Below are 17,410 nucleotides of genomic sequence, written 5' to 3' on the forward strand. Positions count from 1 at the left end.
CCCGGCCTGCGCCCGCGCCCCCCCCCCCCCCCCCCGGCCGCCCCCCCGCGGGGGGCGGGGGGGCGCCGGGGGGGGGGGGGGGGCCCCCCCCCGGGGCCGCGGTCCACAGGGTGGCCGCAGATTCCATGTCGACCCCGATGGCGCCGGTGGCGCGCAGTTCCGCGCGCTCCTGGCCCCGGACGACGTGGTCGGATCCGGTCAGTGCACCGAGGTGTACGGTCCGGCCGGGTACGGCCCGGGCCAGCGCCTCGGCGAGCAGGGCGGTACCGGCGCAGGCGACCGTGCCGCGCGGGTCCCGGGTCTCCTCGGCGACGATCAGGTCGCCGGGGCTCATGCCGGGCAGCAGCCCGGCGCAGAATCCGGTGGCGAGCACCGCGGCCCCGCGCAGCGCCGGACCGGCCAGGGCGCGGCCGACGGCGCGGTCGGCCGAGCGGGGGCCCATGCCCGTGCGCAGGACCTCGTAGCGCTCGGGTGCGCCCGTCGCGCTGCCGCTGCGCAGGGCCGTCCGCTCGATGCGCAGCGCACAGGCGACCAGCAGCGGGGGCGGGCCGGGGGCGGCTTCGCGGTCCGGGTGCATCAGGCCTCCCCGTCGGCCGGGGAGGCGGTGGGGTCCGCGGCCGGGGATGCGGCCGGGGGTACGGGCACGGCCGGGAACACGCCCGGATCCGCGTACCGGCCGTCCGGGCCGAACGGCTCCCCGTACAGGTAGCGGCCGAGCGCCGTGAGCGGGAACACCTGCCGGTACAGGTGGTAGTTGATGGAGAAGTCCCAGGGGAAGCCGGTCCCGGTGAAGTACGGCTCGTCCCAGGTGCCGTCCGCCCGCTGGGTCCCGACGAGGTACGCGATCCCCCGGCGGACCGCGTCCCCCTCGCGCTCCCCCGCCGACAGCAGGGCCATCAGCGCCCAGGCCGTCTGCGAGGCCGTCGAGGCGCCCTTCCCGGCCCAGGACGGGTCCTTGTAGGAACGCTGGTCCTCGCCCCACCCGCCGTCCTCGTTCTGTACGGACTCCAGCCAGCCCACGGCCCGCCGGATCGCGGGGTGCGAGGGGGCGAACCCGGCGGCGGTCAGGGCCGGGACCACCGAGCCGGTCCCGTAGACGTAGTTGGTGCCCCAGCGGCCGAACCAGCCGCCGTCCGGCTCCTGTTCCGCGAGCAGCCAGGCGATCCCGCGCCGGGTGCGGGCGTCACCCGCCCTGCCTTCGACGGCGAGCATCTCCACGACGTGGGCGGTGACGTCCGCCGAGGGCGGGTCGATCACCTCGCCGAAGTCGCAGAAGGGCAGCTTGTTGGGCAGGGGGCTGGTGTTGTCGGCGTCGAAGGCGCCCCAGGCGCCGTTCTTCGACTGCATGCCGAGGTTCCAGGACACCCCGCGGGCGACGGCGGCTTCGAGGCGTGCCGGGTCGGGGTGTTTGACCCGGCGCAGCGCGAGGACCACCTCGGCCGTGTCGTCGATGTCGGGGTAGTTGTCGTTGTGGAACTCGAACGCCCAGCCGCCCGGGGCCAGTCCGGGCCGGCGCACGGCCCAGTCGCCGCTGCGGACGATCTCCTCGCCGAGCATCCAGTCGGCGGCCTTGACCAGGGCCGGGTGGTCGGGGCGCAGTCCGGCGTCGGCCAGTGCGATGGCGGCCAGGCAGGTGTCCCACACCGGGGACTGGCAGGCCTCGATCATCCGGGCGCCGTCCGCGCGCCAGACCGCGAACCGGTCCAGGGACTCCAGTCCGGCCCGCATCACCGGGTGCTTCAGGTCGTAGCCGAGCAGGTGCAGGGCGATGACGGAGTACACGGCGGGCGGCTGGATCCCGCCCCAGCAGCCGTCGTTCTCCTGGCGCTCCACGATCCAGCGGCCGGCGCTCGCCATGGCCGCCCTGCGCAGGCGGCGCGGGGCGAACCGGCGGTAGACGTGCAGGGCCTTGTCCATCCGCTGGAAGGCGCCGCCCCAACTCGCCAGCGGGGCGGGCCTCCTGGCCGGGTTCGGGTTGCGCGCGTCGGTGTGCAGCTCGTCCAGCGCGAAGGGGGCCGGGCGGACCGGGCGCAGGGCGGAGACCACGGTGAGCGGGACGATGGTCTGCCGGGCCCAGCAGCCGAAGTCGTAGATGTTCAGCGGTACCCAGGGCGGCAGGAAGACCAGTTCGGGCGGGAGTTCGGGCAGGTGGTCCCAGCTCCACCAACCGAACAGCGCCAGCCAGATGCGGGTGAAGACGCGGGCGCCGGCGATTCCCCCGTGGGCCCGGATCCACGCGGAGGCGCGGGCCATGTGCGGATCGTCGGGGGCGTCCCCGGCGAGGCGCAGGGCCACGTAGGCCTCGATGGTGGCGGAGAGGTCCGGGGGGCCGCCGTGGAAGGTGGCCCAGGTGCCGTCGCCCTGCTGCTCGCCGCGGATGAACAGGCCGGCGGCGTGCGTGGTGGCCTCGTCCCGGATTCCGAGGAACTGCCTCAGCAGCAGGTCCTCCGCGTCCATGGTGACGTTGGTCTCCAGGTCGCCCTTCCACCAGCCGGCCTCGTCCTGCCGGTCGAGCAGGTTGCGCACCGCCCTCGCCGTCGCCTCGTGCGCGTCGCGCAGCGGGCCCGGCGGAGCCCCTTCAAGTGTGGAACTCTCCGATGCGGCCGCGGTGGGGCCGCCGCCGTCGGTCGTCGCTGTCATGGCTTCCCCTTTGTGTGCAGTGTCCTCTGCTGTCCTCCGCTGTACTGGGGGTTGCCGTCGGCCGGTACTACGGGCAGGCAGTACCGGCCGGCGACTGGCGAGTCATATGCGCGTACGGGTGGCGATCACCTCTTGCGCACGACGACGAAGTCGGCGAGTGCCACGAGCTGGTCACGCACCTTCTGGTCCATGTCCACGTCGTCCAGGGCCTTGATCGCCACCGCGTGCTGGCGGCGCGCCTCGTCGGCGGTCCACTGGCGGCCGCCGGCCGCCTCGATGAGCGCCGCGCGGGCCGCGAACTCCTCCTCAGAGAAGTTCTCGAAGTCGTTGCTCTTGGCGTCGGCGGCGAGCAGTTCGGCGAGCTCTTCGCAGGCCGGTCCGCCGGCCGCGAGGGCGGCGACGACGGGCAGGGACTTCTTGCGCTGGCGCAGGTCGCTCCAGGTCTGCTTGCCGGTGGACTCCGGGTCGCCCCAGATGCCGAGGAGGTCGTCGACGGCCTGGAAGGCCAGGCCGAGGTGGTAGCCGTACTCCTCCAGCTTGTCGGCCGTACGGTCGTCCGCGCCGCCGAGCACGGCGCCGATGGAGACCGCGCAGGCGAGCAGGGCGCCGGTCTTGTTGCCCTCCATCTCCAGGCATTCCTCGACGCTGACGCTCTCGCGGTGCTCGTAGGAGATGTCCTGCGCCTGGCCGTCGATGAGCTTGCGGCTGGCGGTGGTCAGGCGCATGGCGGCGCGCCCGGCCTCGACCGTGCCGAGCTCCAGGAGCACCTCGTTGGCCAGGGCGAACAGCGCGTCGCCGACCAGGATCGCGAGGGCCGGTCCGTGGACCTTCCACACCGTGTCGCGGTGGCGGCGCTGCTCGTCGCCGTCCATCAGGTCGTCGTGGAGCAGCGAGAAGTTGTGTACGAGCTCGACCGCGACGGCTCCCGGGATGCCCACCTCGGCCGCGGCGCCCGCGGCCTCGGCGGAGAGCAGGGCGAGGGCGGGGCGGACGGCTTTGCCGCCGTCGCCGTCCGCCGGGTTTCCGTAGGCGTCGATCCAGCCGAAGTGGTAGGCGGCGACGGTGTCCATGGGCGCGGCGAGCCGGTCCACGGCGGCGCGGAGCACGGGCGTCGAGAGCGTACGGCCGCGTTCGAGGAGGGCGAGCGTGTCCGCCTTCTCCCCGCCGGCCGGGCCCGCACTGGCGTCCGTGTTCTCGACGGCCGGATTCCCCGGGTTCACTGGCTCTCCTCTGGTTCCTGTACGTACTGCGGTGCGTGGTGCTGCTGCGATGCCGGTGGTGATGCCGGTACCGGTGAGGCTGGTGGTGCCGGTGGTGGTCATGCCGCCTCCTGCAAGGGGTGTTCGCGGTGGCGGCCCAGCGTGGCGAGTGCGGCCTGGGCCGCGCTCAGTCCGCTGCGGACGGCGCTCTCCATGGTCGCGGGCCAACCGGTCGCGGTCCACGCACCGGCGAGGTAGAGCCCCGGCGTGTCGGTCCGTGCGCCGGGCCGCAGGCGCCCGACGCCGGGGGTGGGGGCGAAGGTGGCGGTGCGCTCCCGGGTGACGAAGAAGTCCCGTACCTTGGCGCCGCGCGCCGCCGGCAGCAGCCGTTCCAGCTCGGGCAGGTACTTGGCGCGCAGGACGGAGACGGGCTCGTCGATGTCCTCGTGGGCGACTGACTGGGACAGGGCCAGGTACTGGCCGCCGTCGGGGAGTCCGGAGGACTCGGTGCGGTCGAAGACCCACTGGACCGGGGAGCCGAGGGCCGCGAAGAACGGCTGCTTGACCACCTTGCGGTCGTAGACGACGTGCACGTTGAGGATGGGCGCGGTGCCGATGTCGAGGAGCTTGTCGGGGTCGGCGAGCGCGCCGGCCGGAAGCAGCCCGTGCGCCTCGCGCTGCGGGACGGCGAGGACCACGGCGCCGGCGTCCAGCGACTCGCCCTCGGTATCGACCCGCCAACCGCCGTCCTCGGTACGGGAGATGCCGGTGACCCGGGTGCGCAGCTCGGTGCGCACCCCGGCCGCGTCGAGGGCGCGGCGGGCGAGGACGTCGTGGAGGTCGCCGAGCGGTACGCGGGCCCAGCCGATGTCGGCCGCGCCGTTCTCGGAGAGCAGCCCGGTCTTGAAGACCATCGCGGCCAGGCCCAGCGAGGACTGTTCGGCGGTGGCGTTGAGGGTGGCGATGCCGACGAGGTCCCACAGCGCCTCGATGGTGCGCGGGGACTGGCCGTAGCGGCCGAGCCAGGTCGCGAAGTCCAGGCCGTCGAGCGCCGGGTCGGCGGGGTCGAGGCGGCGCAGCGCGAGGGCCGCGCGCCCGACGCCCGCCCGTTCGGCGAGCGAGAGGTGGGGGTAGCGGGCGAGGGAGCCGGCCAGGTGCAGGGGCACGGGCAGGGCGCTTCGGCGCAGCCGGCCCAGGCGCGGGCCGCCGGGGTGGGCCACGTCCAGCACGGGTACGTCGAGCCGGTCCTGGAGGGGGGCCAGGTCCGCGCCTTCGATGCGGTCGAGGAACCACCGGTAGGCGGTGCAGCAGCGCAGGTAGACGTGCTGGCCGTTGTCGACGGTGAGGTCGCCGCGCTTGAAGGAGAAGGCGAGGCCGCCGAGGCGGGGCCGGCCTTCCAGCAGGGTCACGCGCAGGCCCGCGTCGGCGAGCTCCAGCGCGGCGGTGACCCCGGCGAGCCCGCCGCCGATCACGACGGCGTGGTTCGCTGTCATACGTCCTCCTCTGTCACCGCGACAGACGCGACCGGGGCGCGGCGGGTTGCCCCGTCCCGCTCCGCGGTAGCCCGTCGGACCTGCCCGGCGGCCGCCATCAGAGCCGCCTCCGGTTGCTCTGGCGCGAGATGGTCCGCGCGTCGAGTCCGGAGAGCCCGCGGACGGCCACGTACGCCTTCTCGTGCGGCGGCAGCGAGACGCGGCCCCGGAGCACGGCATCGGGCTCGCGCTCGATGCGGTCGAGCAGGCGCCGGTAGATCCCGGCCATCGCGGCGACGCAGGCGCCGCTGCGCCGGTCGAGCAGGGGCAGCAGCCGGTAGCCCTCGACGAACAGGGCGCGGGCGCGCCGGACTTCGTGGTGGACGAGCCCGGCGAAGTCCGCGCCGGCGGGCATCCGCTCGCTCTGGAAGCCGTCGGAACAGCCGAACTTGGCGAGGTCCTCGGCGGGCAGGTAGGTGCGCCCGTTGCCCGCGTCCTCGCGCACGTCCCGGAGGATGTTGGTGAGTTGCAGGGCGAGGCCGAGGGTGTCGGCGTACTCCCCGGCCCGGGCCGCGTCGGGCGCGCCGGGGGCGGTGCCGAACACGCCGAGCGAGAGCCGGCCGATGGCTCCGGCCACGCAGCGGCAGTAGACCTTGAGGTCGTCCCAGGTCTCGTAGGCCTCGCCGCGCACGTCCATGAGGACGCCGTCGATGAGTTCGTCGAGCCCTTCGAGGGGGATCGGGAAGCGGCGCGAGGCGTGGGCGAGGGCGACGGCGACCGGGTCGGTGTCGTCCTCGTCGATCTTCCCGTCGCGGATCCGGCCGAGCAGGGCGCGGGTCTCCTCCAGCCGGGCCAGTTTGACCGCGGGGGCGAGGGTGCCGTCGCCGATGTCGTCGACACGCCGGGAGAAGGCGTAGAGCGCCGACATCGCCTGTCGTTTGTCGGCCGGCAACAGCCGGATGCCGTAGGCGAAGTTGCGCGCCTGCGAGCCGGTGACGGTCTCGCAGTAGCTGTAGGCCGCCAGCACGGGCGCGGACGGCGCGCCGGGTGCGGACGCGTGTGTGGGGCCCTCCACGGTCGGGCTCACCCCTTTCTCGGCGCTGTGCGCAGGACGGCGGCCACCTCGCGGAGCAGGCCGCTCTTGGTGGGCTTGGGAGGGCCGGGGAGTACGTCGAAGCCGGCGTCGGTGACGGCTCGCAGGGCGGCGCGCCCTCCTCCCACGAAGCCGGCGAGCAGCAGCCGTAGCCTTCCGTGGACGCTGCCCACGAGCGGCGTGCCCTCGTTCAGGAGATCCCGCGCGCGTTCGGTTTCGAAGGCGACGAGCGCGCGTACGGATGCTCCGGCGCTGGGGGCTCCCAGGTCGGATTCGGCCACGCGGAAGCGGCGCATGTCCTCGCCCGGGAGGTAGATGCGGTCGCGGGCGAGGTCTTCGGCCACGTCCTGGAGGTGTTCGGCGATCTGCAGGGCGGTGCAGACCGCGTCGGAGCGGCGGATCCGCTCGGGGGTGCTGGTGCCGGTGAGGCCGAGGACGAGGCGGCCTACCGGGTTGGCGGAGAGCTCGCAGTAGCGGACCAGGTCGCCGTACGTCTCGTAGCGCGCGACCCGCTGGTCCTGCCGGTTGGCTTCGATGAGCCCGAGGAACGGCTCGGGGGTGAGCCCGTGGTCCCGTACGACGGGCTGCAGGGCCAGCATCAGGGGGTGGCGCGGGGGGCCGTCGGTGCCGCCGAAGACCCGCTTCAGGTCGGCTTCGAAGGCGTCGAGCATGGCGAGCCGGTCGTCCACGGCGGCGGGATCGAGGCCGAGCAGCACGGCGTCGCGACCGCCCGGGGCGAGATCGCCGTCGCCGATGTCGTCGACCAGGCGGGCGTACCCGTAGACCGCCATCAGGCCCCGGCGCCAGGCGCGGGGCAGGAAGGCGGGGGCGACGGGGAAGTTCTCGGTCCGGGCCTTGTCGAGGGTGAGGCCCGTGTGGGCGTCGGGGCCGATGCCGTGCCCCGGGGTCACCGCCCGCCGCCCGCGGCGGAGACGGCCGTCGTGCCTGGGGGCCGGAGAATTCCCGTAGCCATTGCCGTCACATCTCCCGTTCTACACTGCCAACCCAATACATCCTATTTCGGACACGCCGCCGGACTTTCCCCGGGGTGCCTCAGGCTATTCACCTGTGGGGAATCGTCCCCTCTTGCCCGCGATTGAGGACTGACCCAGCTTACGCTGTACAACGCCGCGACGGCTCGACGGGTATTCGCTCCGCGCCTGATGTCGCCCGGATAAAAGCCACGGCATGCCACGGCCCCCGCCGCACGAAGCGGCGGGGGCCGGTGGCCGGGATCCGTCAGCTGGTCGCCTTCTCGTATGCCGAGACGACTTCCTCGGTGGGACCGTCCATCAGGAGTTCGCCCCGCTCCAGCCACAGCACCCGGTCGCAGGTGTCGCGGATGGACTTGTTGTTGTGACTGACAAGGAAAACGGTTCCGGCGGTCTTGCGCAGTTCGCGGATGCGTTCCTCGGAACGCACCTGGAACTTCCGGTCACCGGTGGCCAGCGCCTCGTCGATCATCAGGACGTCGTGGTCCTTCGCGGCCGCGATGGAGAAACGCAGGCGCGCAGCCATACCGGAGGAGTAGGTGCGCATCGGCAGGGAAATGAAGTCCCCCTTCTCGTTGATGCCCGAGAAGTCGACGATGCTCTGGTAACGCTCCCTGATCTGCTCCCGGCTCATGCCCATCGCGAGACCGCCGAGGACCACGTTGCGCTCGCCGGTGAGGTCGTTCATCAGCGCGGCGTTGACGCCCAGCAGCGAGGGCTGGCCCTCGGTGTAGACCTTGCCGGACTCGCACGGCAGCAGGCCGGCGATGGCCCGCAGCAAGGTCGACTTGCCGGAACCGTTGGAGCCGATGACTCCGATGGCCTCTCCGCGGTACGCCGTGAAGGAGACGCCGCGCACGGCGTGGACCCGGCGGACGCCCGGCGCATCGCCCTTGCCCCGGCGGACTATCTTGCTCAGCGCCGCCGTGGCGCTGCCCTTGCCGGACCTGCCCGTGTTGACGCGGTACACGATGTGCACCTCGTCGGCGATGACGGTGGGGATGTTCCCCTCGTTGTTCTCAGCCACGGCCGTAACGCTCCTCAGCCTTCCAGAAGTACACGAATCCGCCGAGGCCGATCACAACGGCCCAGGCGACCGCGAAGAGCCAGACGTGCGGCGGCAGATTGTGCCGGCCGTAGTCGTCGATCAGCGCGTAGCGCATCAGGTCCATGTAGATCGCCGCGGGGTTCCACTGGAGCACTTCCGCGATCCACTCGGGCTTGCCCTTGAGCATCCCGCTGATCGAGAACATCACGCCGGAGGCGTACATCCACGTACGCGTGATGAAGGGCATGAGCTGCGCAAGGTCGGGCGTCTTGGAGCCCATGCGCGCGAAGACCAGGGCGAGGCCGGTGTTGAAGATGAACTGGAGCACCAGCGTCGGGATCACCAGCAGCCACGACAGCTTCGGGTAGTTGCCGAAGGCGACCGCGACGGCGAACACGACGATCATCGAGTACAGGAGCTGCTGGAGCTGCTGCATCGAGAAGGAGATCGGCAGGGAGGCGCGCGGGAAGTGCAGGGCGCGGACCAGGCCGAGGTTGCCGGGGATGGCCCGGACTCCCGCCATCAGCGAGCTCTGGGTGAAGGTGAAAACGAAGATGCCGATCACCAGGAAGGGAATGTAGACCCCCTTCGCCATGCCGCGGGACGCGTTCATGATCAGACCGAAGATCAGGTAGTAGACGAGCGCGTTGAGCAGTGGGGTCGCCACCTGCCAGATCTGACCGAGCTTCGCCTCGCTGTACTGCGCCATCAGCTTGGCCCGGGAGAAGGCCATGATGAAGTGGCGCCGGTCCCAGAGCTGCCGCACGTACTCGGGCAGCGTGGGCCGGGCTCCGCTCACGGACAGCCCGTACTTCCTGGCGAGCTCCACGGGGCTCAGCCCCGCGTCTTGGGACGGCGGCTTGCTCGTGGCGAGGGCGCCGTCCTGAGTTGTGTCACTCACAAGATGAAACTTTCCGTCTTCGTGATGCGGCAGAAGGTGGCATCGGGTCTGAGGCGATCGGGTCGTGATCGCGCCATGTTCTCAGACGCGAGGGGATCAGATGACAGGCGGTCGGCCCAGCCGGGTCAGCCGCCAGACCGTACGCCATCTCATGGGGCGGCGGGGGCCACAGGGAGTGGTCCACCCCTCCTTGAACCCGCCGAACCAGGCCTTGAGCGCCGGCATCGAGGGCCTGCGCAGGAGCGTCAGGAGGAGCCAGACGCCCACGTAGACCGGGACCAGCGGGGCGGGAAGGTTGCGGCGGGCGAGCCATACCCGGTTTCGGGCCACCATACGGTGGTAGACCGCGTGCCGGGAGGGGGCCGTCGTGGGATGCAGGAGCACCATGTCCGCGCGGTAGTCGATCTGCCAGCCGGCGTCGAGCGCCCGCCAGGCCAGATCGGTCTCCTCGTGGGCGTAGAAGAACTCTCCCGGCAGGGCTCCGACCTGCTCGAACACCTTCGTGCGCACGGCGTTGGCGCCGCCCAGGAAGGTGGTCACGCGCGAGGAGCGCATCGGGTCGGCGGCACGCAGCCGGGGCACGTGCCTGCGCTGGGTCTCGCCGGTGTCCGGATCCGCGATCCGGAAGCTGACGATCCCGAGCTCCGGGTCCTCGGCGAAGGCCTGCCGGCACAGCTCGGCGGTGTCGGTGCGCTCCAGCAGCCCGTCGTCGTCGAGGAAGAGCAGGGCGTCCACCTCGCGGCCGCCGGGGCCGAAGGCCTCGATGCCCACGTTGCGGCCGCCCGGGATGCCCAGGTTCTCGGGCAGCTCGACGGCGCGCACGCCCTCGGGGAGCCCGGTGAGCTTCACGCCCTGGCCCACGACGGCCACCTCGACCGGGGGTCCGTCCTGCCGGGCCACCGAGTCGAGGAGCGCCTTGAGCTCGTCGGGCCGGTTGCCCATGGTGATGATGACGGCGCCCAGCCGCATCGGCGACGTCACTTGAGCCTGCTGGAGGCCATGATCGACACCAGGTGCAGAACGGTCTGGAGCAGCGCGATGCCCGCCAGCACGGCCACGCCGAGCCGGGAGAAGTACAGGTCGCCGCGGACCTGGTCCAGGACGGCCAGCAGCACGATGAGCATCGACGCCTCGATGCCCAGGACGAGGCGGTGGAACTTGAGCGCGGCGGCGGCCCGACGGGCGAGCGCCATGCCGGAGGAGCGCGGCTCGGCGGCCGACTCCTGGACCGGGGGCTTGCCGGTCTGGTGCCGGGCGACGCCGACCAGGTCGGTCTCGGCCTTGATCAGGATCGCGCCGAGCGCGGCGAGGGTGCCGAGGAAGGCCCACAGCCAGTCGATCCGCCCGCCGCCCCACAGATCGGAGGCGCGCAGGCCGAAGCCGACCAGGACCGCGGCGTCGCAGAGGTAGGCGCCGACCCGGTCCATGTACACGCCCGACAGCGAGTACTGCTTCTTCCAGCGGGCCACCTCGCCGTCGACGCAGTCGAGCAGCAGGTAGAGCTGGACCATGACCAGGCCGAGCACGGCGCCCCAGACGCCGGGCACCAGCAGGGCCGGGGCGGCGAGGACACCGGCGAGGGTCATCAGGTAGGTCAGCTGGTTGGGCGTGACCTTGGTGCCCACCAGGACCCGGGTGATGCGCAGGGAGATCTCGCGCATGTAGAGGCGTCCGCCCCAGTGCTCGCCACTGCGCCGGTCCTTGACGCCCGGCGGGTGAACGACGGGCCGGAGTTCAGCTACGGATGGTCTGGGCATAGTCGGCGTAAGCGTCCCTGATCTCGGCTGCGGACAGGTTGAGGTGTTCCAGGATCGTGAAGCGTCCCGGACGGGTCTGAGGTGCGTATTCGACGGCCTTGACGAACTCGTCCGCGCTGAACCCGATCTCCTCGGGCCGCACGGGCAGGCCGTGGCGCCGCAGCACCTCGGCGAAGAGCCCGGACTGCTCGGCGGCCCCCCGCAGGTGCATGGCGAAGGCCGCACCGATGCCGACCTGCTCGCCGTGGAGCGCGGAGCGCCCCGGGTAGAGCAGGTCGAAGGCGTGGCTGATCTCGTGACAGGCGCCGGACGACGGGCGGGTGTCCCCGCTGATCGCCATGGCGATGCCGGAGAGCACGAGCGCCTCGGAGAGCACGGTGAGGAACTCGTCGTCGCCGCATCCGCCGGGGTGGCGCAGTACGGACTCGCCGGCGGTACGGGCCATGGCGGCGGCCAGGCCGTCGACGGGCTCGCCGGTGACCTTGCGCGAGAGCTCCCAGTCGGCGATGGCCGAGATGTTGGAGATCGCGTCGCCGACGCCGGCGCGGATGAACCGCACCGGGGCCTCCCTGATGACGTCGAGGTCGACGACCATCGCGATCGGCATGGGGACCCCGTAGGAGCCCCGGCCGTTGTCGTTGTCCAGGATGGACACCGGGGAGCAGATGCCGTCGTGGGAGAGGTTGGTGGCGACGGCCACCATGGGCAGCCCGACCCGCGCCGCGGCGTACTTCGCCACGTCGATGATCTTGCCCCCGCCCAGGCCCACGACGGCGTCGTAGCGGCGGCCCTTTATGTCGTCGGCGAGCTTGACCGCGGAGTCGATGGTCCCGTCGACGACGGCGTACCAGTCGGCGTGCGGCAGCACGGGCTCCAGCTTGGCGCGCAGCACCGCGCCGGAGCCTCCGCTGATCGCGATGGCGAGCTTTCCGGACGCGGAGACGCGCTGGTCGGCCAGGAGGCCGGCCAGATCGTCCATCGCCCCACGGCTGATGTCGACGACAACAGGCGAGGGGATCAGCCGCGTCAGTACAGGCATGCGATCTTCCGGCCCTTGGCGAGGTCGTCGTGGTTGTCGATCTCGACCCACTTGACGTCGCCGATGGGGGCCACGTCGATCGTGAAGCCGTCGTTGACGAGCTGCTGGTAGCCGTCCTCGTAGTAGAGGTCGGGGTCGCGCTCGAAGGTGGTCTTCAGGGCCTCGGCCAGCGCCTCGGCGGCCTCCGGCTCGATGAGGGTGACACCGATGTACTCACCGGTGGCGGTGGCGGGGTCCATCAGCTTGGTGATCCGCCGGACGCCCTCGCCCTCGGCGGTGATGACCTTCATCTCCTCGTCGGCCAGGTGCTTGACCGTGTCGAGGGCGAGGATGATCTTCTGGCCCTGGCCACGGGCGGCGAGCAGGGTCTTCTCCACGGAGACCGGGTGGACGGTGTCGCCGTTGGCGAGGATCACGCCCTGCTTGAGGACGTCACGCGCGCACCACAGGGAGTAGGCGTTGTTCCACTCCTCGGCCTTGTCGTTGTCGATCAGCGTGATCTTGACCCCGTACTTGGCCTCAAGGGCCTCCCGGCGCTCGTACACGGCTTCCTTGCGGTAGCCGACGACGATGGCGACCTCGGTGAGGCCGACCTCGGCGAAGTTGCCGAGCGTCAGGTCGAGGACCGTGAGGCTCTCCTCGTCGCCTTCGGGGCCGACGGGCACGAGGGCCTTGGGCAGGGTGTCGGTGTAGGGACGCAGACGGCGTCCGGCACCGGCAGCGAGGACGAGGCCGATCATGCTGCTTCTCCTTCATCATGTACGGCGGGTGCCCCGGAGGAGACCCAGAAGCGGATGCTCTCCACGAGCACCACGAGTGCCACGAAAACGGCCAGGGCCGTGAGCGCGACGGGGAAGTCGGTGGCGCGCGATGCCAGGACGTAGGCCAGGACCGCGGTCAGCAGGACCCGGCCCTCGTGCCCGCCGGTGGTCCGCACCAGCCAGTGCGGGGGCGCGCCGGTGCCACCGCGGATGCGGTACACCGTGTCGTAGTGATGGTAGGCGACCGCCGCGACCAGTCCGAATGCCGCAGGAAGGGCCCCGGGTACGTCCGCCTTCGCGGCGAGGATCAGCACGGTGGTGTATTCGGCGGCCCGGAAGACGGGCGGGACGAGCCAGTCGAGGGCGCCCTTGAGGGGGCGGGCCACGGCCGCGCCGGCGAGGACCGCGTAGAAGACGGCGGCGATGACCACCTGGCGGGAGCCGAACTCGTGCGCCCAGGCCGCCCACAGCAGGGACCCCGAGCCGAACACGGCCGCGGCGATCCCGACGCCGGGGGCCAGCCAGCCCAGGACGCGGCTCACGAGCTCGGCGACGGGGCCCGAGTCGGCGAGGTCGGCCAGTGCCTGGGCGGCCCGGTCGGTCCTCCCGGCCTTGCGGGTCAGCGAGCGCAGGACCCGGCCGGCGGTGGTGTAGAGCGCGCCGAAGGAGCAGCCGACGAGGAGGGCGTAGAAGACGATCCGGGGGCTGGTCACGGCGGTCAGCACCGCGATCATGGCCCAGCGCTCGCCGATCGGCAGGATGATCATCCGGCGGACCCACACCGTCCAGCCGACGCTGTCGAGCCGGCCGGAGAGGGCCGCGGTGGGGCTCGTATTGGCCGTGGCGTCGTGGTTGGCCTCGTTGAAGGCGAAGTCCACGACGTGCCGGCAGGTCATGAGGATCATGGCGCCGAGGGCCAGGGCCCATACGTCGTCACCGTGTCCGGCGCCGCCACGGGCCGCGCCGAGCGCGAGGCCCGCGTAGAAGGAGTACTCCTTCGCGCGGTCGAAGGTGGCGTCGAGCCAGGCGCCCATCGTCGAGTACTGGAGCGCGTAGCGGGCGACCTGCCCGTCGACGCAGTCCAGCACGAAGGAGACGAGGAGCAGCGCGCCGGCGGCGACGTAGCCCCCGCGCTCGCCGGTCGCGGCGCAGCCGGCCGCGATCAGGGCGGTGATCAGGGAGGCGGTGGTGATCTGGTTCGGGGTCAGACCGCGGCGCGCGCACCAGCGGGCGATGTAGCGCGAGTACGGGCTGATGAAGAAGGTGGTGAAGAACCCGTCGCGGGATTTCACGGCGGTGCGCAGCCGGACGGCCTCGCCGTCCACGGCGGCCACGGCGGCGGTCGCCGCGTCGCGCTCGGCGGCGGTCGCGGGGACGGCGGCGACGAGGGTGCCGAGCTCGGGGCGCTGGACGGCGGTGCCGGCGGCCTCGACCGCGGCGGCGAGCCGGTCCGGGTACGGGCCGGTCTCCTGTTCCTGCTCCTGCTCCTGCTCCCGTGAGGCCTCGGCGAGGGCCGCGGCCCGGTCGAGCGCGGCGCGGGCGCCCGGCTGGACGGCGAAGGCCCCGGTGACGGCACAGGCGTCGAAGCGCGGATCGGTCAGCGCGAGCCGCAGCGCGTGCGCGTGCCCGACGAACCCGGCGTCCACGACGGCCACCCGCTGGTCGGCGGGTACGAGGGCCAGCGCGGCGGCGGTCTCCTGCGGGGTGGCCGCGGGCCGGACCTCGAAGCCGAGGGAGCGCAACTCGTCCGCGAGCGGCGATCCGGGGACCGGCAGGCCGGTAAGGATGACGGTCGGCAGACGAACTCACTCCTTGCGCGAACACACGAAACGGACGTGCGCCAGGTCGCACCAGGTGGGGCGGCCGCACGTCGGCAGAGGCTATCGGATGAACGGAAGCAGGGGTTCACCGCCTGTTTACGCCCCGATAAGCCGAATATCCCAGGGCCACGGGCCCCGGCCTGATCATCATTGACGAGAACGCCGGGGGACTCAAACCGTCGCGGTGTTAGCCTGATCGCAGACGTGTACGAATCCCGCAAATACGTTGATCCGCGCGATATGCGCCCCAGGCGGGACAACGAACGAGGAAGAGGTGGGTTGATGACCGTCGCAGAGGTCGCGGCCATGGGCGGCGACGAACTCCGGTCCATCCCCACTTCCTTCCGGGCATCCGGCCGGGCCTGATCACACCGATCGGCCCGTCGGCCGGAGCCCCCGTTCAAGGGTTCACGTTGACCGACCACACAGACCACACAGACCAGACCGACCAGACCGACCAGACCGTCAAGGCGGACACGGGAGACCTCCCCTATCCGGATGGTTCCACGGCCGGGGCCGGCGGCTCCTGGCCCACCCGGCCGGAGACCGCGGCCGACACGGCCGCCGTGCACGCGCTGAACTCGGCCGCCTTCGGGACCCCCGCCGAGGCGGACCTCGTGGACGCGCTGCGGGCGGACGGCTCCTGGCTGCCCGGCCTCTCCTACGTGGCCGAGGGCCCGGACGGGTCGGTCGCGGCGCACGCCCTGCTGACCCGGTGCGAGGTGGACGGGGTCCCCGCGCTCGCGCTCGCACCGGTGGCCGCCCACCCCGCGCTCCAACGCTCGGGCGCCGGCAGCGCGGTCGTACGGGCGCTGCTCGCGGCGGCCCGGGAGCGCGGGGAGTCGCTCGTACTCGTCCTCGGGCATCCCTCGTACTACGCGCGCTTCGGTTTCACACCGGCTTCGCGGTTCGGAATCCGGGCGCCATTCGAGGTGCCCGACGAGGCGATGATGGCGCTGGTGCTGGACGACTCCGCGCCGATTCCGTCAGGCACGATCAAGTATCCGGCACCGTTCGGCATCTGACGCCCTGCCCCCCGCCGCTTATCACGCGGCGGGGGGCAGACATGCGCGGATCGCCGAAGTGGGGACAAACCTCTTTTGTACGGCAGACTGAAGGTCGAAGTCCGAAGCGAAGGATGGGTATGCCGACCACACCAGCCACCGCCGCGAACAGCGCGTCCACCGGCACCGGCGCTCAAGAACCGATCATGCTCGAACTGGTCGACGAGTCCGGCAACACCATCGGCACGGCGGAGAAGCTCTCCGCCCATCAGGCGCCCGGTCTGTTGCACCGGGCGTTCTCCGTGTTCCTCTTCGACGAGAAGGGCCGGCTGCTGCTCCAGCAGCGCGCCCTCGGGAAGTACCACTCCCCCGGAGTCTGGTCGAACACGTGTTGCGGTCACCCCTACCCCGGGGAGTCGCCGTTCGCGGCGGCGGCCCGTCGGACCCACGAGGAGCTGGGGCTGTCTCCCTCCCTGCTCGCGGAGGCGGGGACCGTGCGCTACAACCATCCGGACCCGGCGTCGGGGCTGGTCGAGCAGGAGTACAACCACCTGTTCGTGGGACTCGCGCAGTCGGCGCTGAAGCCGGACCCGGAGGAGATCGCGGACACCGCGTTCGTGACCGCCGAGGAGCTGGTGACCCGGAACGCCGAGGAGCCGTTCTCCGCCTGGTTCATGACGGTGCTCGACGCGGCCAGGCCCGCGATCCGCGAGCTGACGGGCGACGCGGCGGGCTGGTAGCCCCCGGCCCTGGTGCGGCGACGGCGGCCGGGCACGGCTCACCGGTACGGCGGCCTGGCGCGGCTGCCCGGTACGCCGGTCAGCTCGCCGGGACCGGCGGCGCGGCGGGTGCGGTGAGCGGCAGGGCCGCCCAGATCACCTTGCCGCCCGTCGAGGTGTGCTCGACGTCGCAGACCCCGCCGGCCTCCAGGGTGATCTCCCTGACGAGCAGGAGCCCCCGGCCGCCGGTCTGGCCGAAATCGGCCTCCAGCGCCTTGGGGCGGTACGGGTGGTTGTCCTCGACCGCCACCCGTACCCACTCCCGGCCGATGGCGACCTCGACCGCGACCTCCGGCGAGAGCAGGGCCGCGTGCCGGACCGAGTTCGTCACCAGCTCGGAGATGATCAGCAGCAGCGAGTAGACCAGGTCCTGGTCGGCCGGCACTCCCTGGCGGCCGAGCAGGTCACGGACCGCCCGGCGAGCCTGCGGAACGGATTCTTCTAGAGCGGGAGCGGTGAATCGCCACACTCCCTCGTACGCGAGGGGGGCGGCCGGAGCCTCCGGCTCACCCCCCATGACTGGCGGGACGCTCCCGCTGACATCCATCTCCCGGCCCCCGTCTTCACGCTCGATCGTCTCCACACGTCAAGAGTGGGGAACAGACCGGTCCGGACCGGACCGCTGACCAGAAGTCAGCGTCATTCGGACACTTTCTGACCGTTGGCGTATGACGGAGTCAGTTGTTCGACTATTCCTGATCTTCTGATCGGCGCTTCTCGGCCGCCTCGCGCGCCTTGTCCGGCTCGCCCGCCTTGTCCGCCGCCGGGCCCGCAACCGAAGCCGCCGCCGAGCCCGCCGCGCCGGCGGTGGCGCCGGCGGGGGCCCCCGCCCTCACCCCCGGCGGGGGCTCGGCCATCAACCCACCCCTGGTGGGGGGCGCGCCCAAGCCCCCCCCGCTCAGGCT

The 17,410-nt window shown here is 72.1% G+C and carries 17 protein-coding genes; 2 read left to right on the forward strand and 15 right to left on the reverse strand.

The features are described from left to right. The 13 genes from ACFXDJ_RS02715 to ACFXDJ_RS02775 form a co-directional block, all read right to left on the reverse strand. Nucleotides 1-577 (reverse strand): hypothetical protein (locus ACFXDJ_RS02715; RefSeq protein ID WP_384847545.1); only part of this gene is annotated, 577 nt, incomplete at its 3' end. Then, nucleotides 577-2,640, reverse strand: coding sequence for a squalene--hopene cyclase (gene shc / locus ACFXDJ_RS02720; protein ID WP_384651106.1), 2,064 nt, complete (start codon nucleotides 2,638-2,640; stop codon nucleotides 577-579). The genes shc and ACFXDJ_RS02715, both read right to left, overlap by 1 nt. A 125-nt stretch (nucleotides 2,641-2,765) precedes the next feature. Continuing rightward, nucleotides 2,766-3,860, reverse strand: a complete 1,095-nt coding sequence (locus ACFXDJ_RS02725; RefSeq protein ID WP_330299590.1) for a polyprenyl synthetase family protein — start codon at nucleotides 3,858-3,860, stop codon at nucleotides 2,766-2,768. Nucleotides 3,861-3,958: 98 nt separating this feature from the next. Further along, complete coding sequence (hpnE, locus tag ACFXDJ_RS02730; RefSeq protein WP_384651108.1) at nucleotides 3,959-5,332, reverse strand: hydroxysqualene dehydroxylase HpnE; 1,374 nt, start codon at nucleotides 5,330-5,332, stop codon at nucleotides 3,959-3,961. 97 nt (nucleotides 5,333-5,429) lie between these two features. Then, nucleotides 5,430-6,398: a presqualene diphosphate synthase HpnD gene (gene hpnD / locus ACFXDJ_RS02735; protein WP_384651110.1), complete on the reverse strand. Its 969-nt coding sequence runs from the start codon at nucleotides 6,396-6,398 to the stop codon at nucleotides 5,430-5,432. Further along, entirely contained in the window at nucleotides 6,395-7,315 is a 921-nt protein-coding gene (gene hpnC, locus ACFXDJ_RS02740; protein ID WP_384651112.1) for a squalene synthase HpnC, read from the reverse strand. Before hpnC ends, hpnD begins: the two co-directional genes overlap by 4 nt. A gap of 328 nt (nucleotides 7,316-7,643) precedes the next feature. Continuing rightward, on the reverse strand, nucleotides 7,644-8,423 hold the full coding sequence (locus ACFXDJ_RS02745; protein ID WP_384651114.1) for an ABC transporter ATP-binding protein: 780 nt from the start codon (nucleotides 8,421-8,423) through the stop codon (nucleotides 7,644-7,646). Next, entirely contained in the window at nucleotides 8,416-9,345 is a 930-nt protein-coding gene (locus ACFXDJ_RS02750; protein ID WP_384651115.1) for an ABC transporter permease, read from the reverse strand. Before ACFXDJ_RS02750 ends, ACFXDJ_RS02745 begins: the two co-directional genes overlap by 8 nt. A gap of 96 nt (nucleotides 9,346-9,441) precedes the next feature. Further along, nucleotides 9,442-10,314, reverse strand: a complete 873-nt coding sequence (locus tag ACFXDJ_RS02755; RefSeq protein ID WP_384651167.1) for a glycosyltransferase family 2 protein — start codon at nucleotides 10,312-10,314, stop codon at nucleotides 9,442-9,444. An 8-nt stretch (nucleotides 10,315-10,322) separates the two neighbouring features. Beyond that, a complete protein-coding gene (locus ACFXDJ_RS02760) occupies nucleotides 10,323-11,102 on the reverse strand; it encodes a CDP-alcohol phosphatidyltransferase family protein (protein ID WP_384651117.1) in 780 nt (259 codons plus the stop codon). After that, nucleotides 11,080-12,141 (reverse strand): iron-containing alcohol dehydrogenase family protein, encoded by a 1,062-nt coding sequence (locus ACFXDJ_RS02765; protein ID WP_384651119.1) that lies wholly within the window; start codon nucleotides 12,139-12,141, stop codon nucleotides 11,080-11,082. Before ACFXDJ_RS02765 ends, ACFXDJ_RS02760 begins: the two co-directional genes overlap by 23 nt. Continuing rightward, a complete protein-coding gene (locus ACFXDJ_RS02770) occupies nucleotides 12,129-12,881 on the reverse strand; it encodes a sugar phosphate nucleotidyltransferase (RefSeq protein ID WP_384651121.1) in 753 nt (250 codons plus the stop codon). The genes ACFXDJ_RS02765 and ACFXDJ_RS02770 overlap by 13 nt, the downstream gene beginning before the upstream one ends. Beyond that, a complete protein-coding gene (locus ACFXDJ_RS02775) occupies nucleotides 12,878-14,701 on the reverse strand; it encodes a DUF5941 domain-containing protein (RefSeq protein ID WP_384651169.1) in 1,824 nt (607 codons plus the stop codon). The genes ACFXDJ_RS02770 and ACFXDJ_RS02775 overlap by 4 nt, the downstream gene beginning before the upstream one ends. A 434-nt stretch (nucleotides 14,702-15,135) precedes the next feature. Between ACFXDJ_RS02775 and ACFXDJ_RS02780 the strand changes: the two genes are divergently transcribed. Further along, nucleotides 15,136-15,747: a GNAT family N-acetyltransferase gene (locus ACFXDJ_RS02780; RefSeq protein ID WP_384651123.1), complete on the forward strand. Its 612-nt coding sequence runs from the start codon at nucleotides 15,136-15,138 to the stop codon at nucleotides 15,745-15,747. Nucleotides 15,748-15,866: 119 nt separating this feature from the next. Then, on the forward strand, nucleotides 15,867-16,466 hold the full coding sequence (gene idi / locus ACFXDJ_RS02785; RefSeq protein ID WP_384651125.1) for an isopentenyl-diphosphate Delta-isomerase: 600 nt from the start codon (nucleotides 15,867-15,869) through the stop codon (nucleotides 16,464-16,466). A gap of 79 nt (nucleotides 16,467-16,545) precedes the next feature. On the opposite strand, the gene ACFXDJ_RS02790 is transcribed toward idi, so the two are convergent. Together ACFXDJ_RS02790 and ACFXDJ_RS02795 are read right to left on the reverse strand one after the other, a co-directional pair. Next, nucleotides 16,546-17,052 carry an ATP-binding protein gene (locus ACFXDJ_RS02790; RefSeq protein WP_384651171.1) on the reverse strand — a complete coding sequence of 169 codons (507 nt, stop codon included), beginning with the start codon at nucleotides 17,050-17,052 and terminating at the stop codon, nucleotides 16,546-16,548. Between the two features lie 142 nt (nucleotides 17,053-17,194). Then, nucleotides 17,195-17,362, reverse strand: coding sequence for a hypothetical protein (locus tag ACFXDJ_RS02795; protein WP_384847548.1), 168 nt, complete (start codon nucleotides 17,360-17,362; stop codon nucleotides 17,195-17,197). Nucleotides 17,363-17,410: the final 48 nt, after the last annotated feature.

Source organism: Streptomyces sp. NPDC059443, from assembly GCF_042750105.1.
GTDB lineage: Bacteria > Actinomycetota > Actinomycetes > Streptomycetales > Streptomycetaceae > Streptomyces.

Excerpts from the sequence above, each read along its gene's own strand:
- shc (WP_384651106.1), bottom strand. The coding sequence starts at position 2,640 with ATGACAGCGACGACCGACGGCGGCGGCCCCACCGCGGCCGCATCGGAG.
- hpnE (WP_384651108.1), bottom strand. The coding sequence starts at position 5,332 with ATGACAGCGAACCACGCCGTCGTGATCGGCGGCGGGCTCGCCGGGGTC.
- ACFXDJ_RS02755 (WP_384651167.1), bottom strand. The coding sequence starts at position 10,314 with ATGCGGCTGGGCGCCGTCATCATCACCATGGGCAACCGGCCCGACGAG.
- ACFXDJ_RS02760 (WP_384651117.1), bottom strand. The coding sequence starts at position 11,102 with ATGCCCAGACCATCCGTAGCTGAACTCCGGCCCGTCGTTCACCCGCCG.
- ACFXDJ_RS02765 (WP_384651119.1), bottom strand. The coding sequence starts at position 12,141 with ATGCCTGTACTGACGCGGCTGATCCCCTCGCCTGTTGTCGTCGACATC.
- ACFXDJ_RS02770 (WP_384651121.1), bottom strand. The coding sequence starts at position 12,881 with ATGATCGGCCTCGTCCTCGCTGCCGGTGCCGGACGCCGTCTGCGTCCC.
- idi (WP_384651125.1), top strand. The coding sequence starts at position 15,867 with ATGCCGACCACACCAGCCACCGCCGCGAACAGCGCGTCCACCGGCACC.
- ACFXDJ_RS02790 (WP_384651171.1), bottom strand. The coding sequence starts at position 17,052 with ATGGATGTCAGCGGGAGCGTCCCGCCAGTCATGGGGGGTGAGCCGGAG.
- ACFXDJ_RS02795 (WP_384847548.1), bottom strand. The coding sequence starts at position 17,362 with ATGGCCGAGCCCCCGCCGGGGGTGAGGGCGGGGGCCCCCGCCGGCGCC.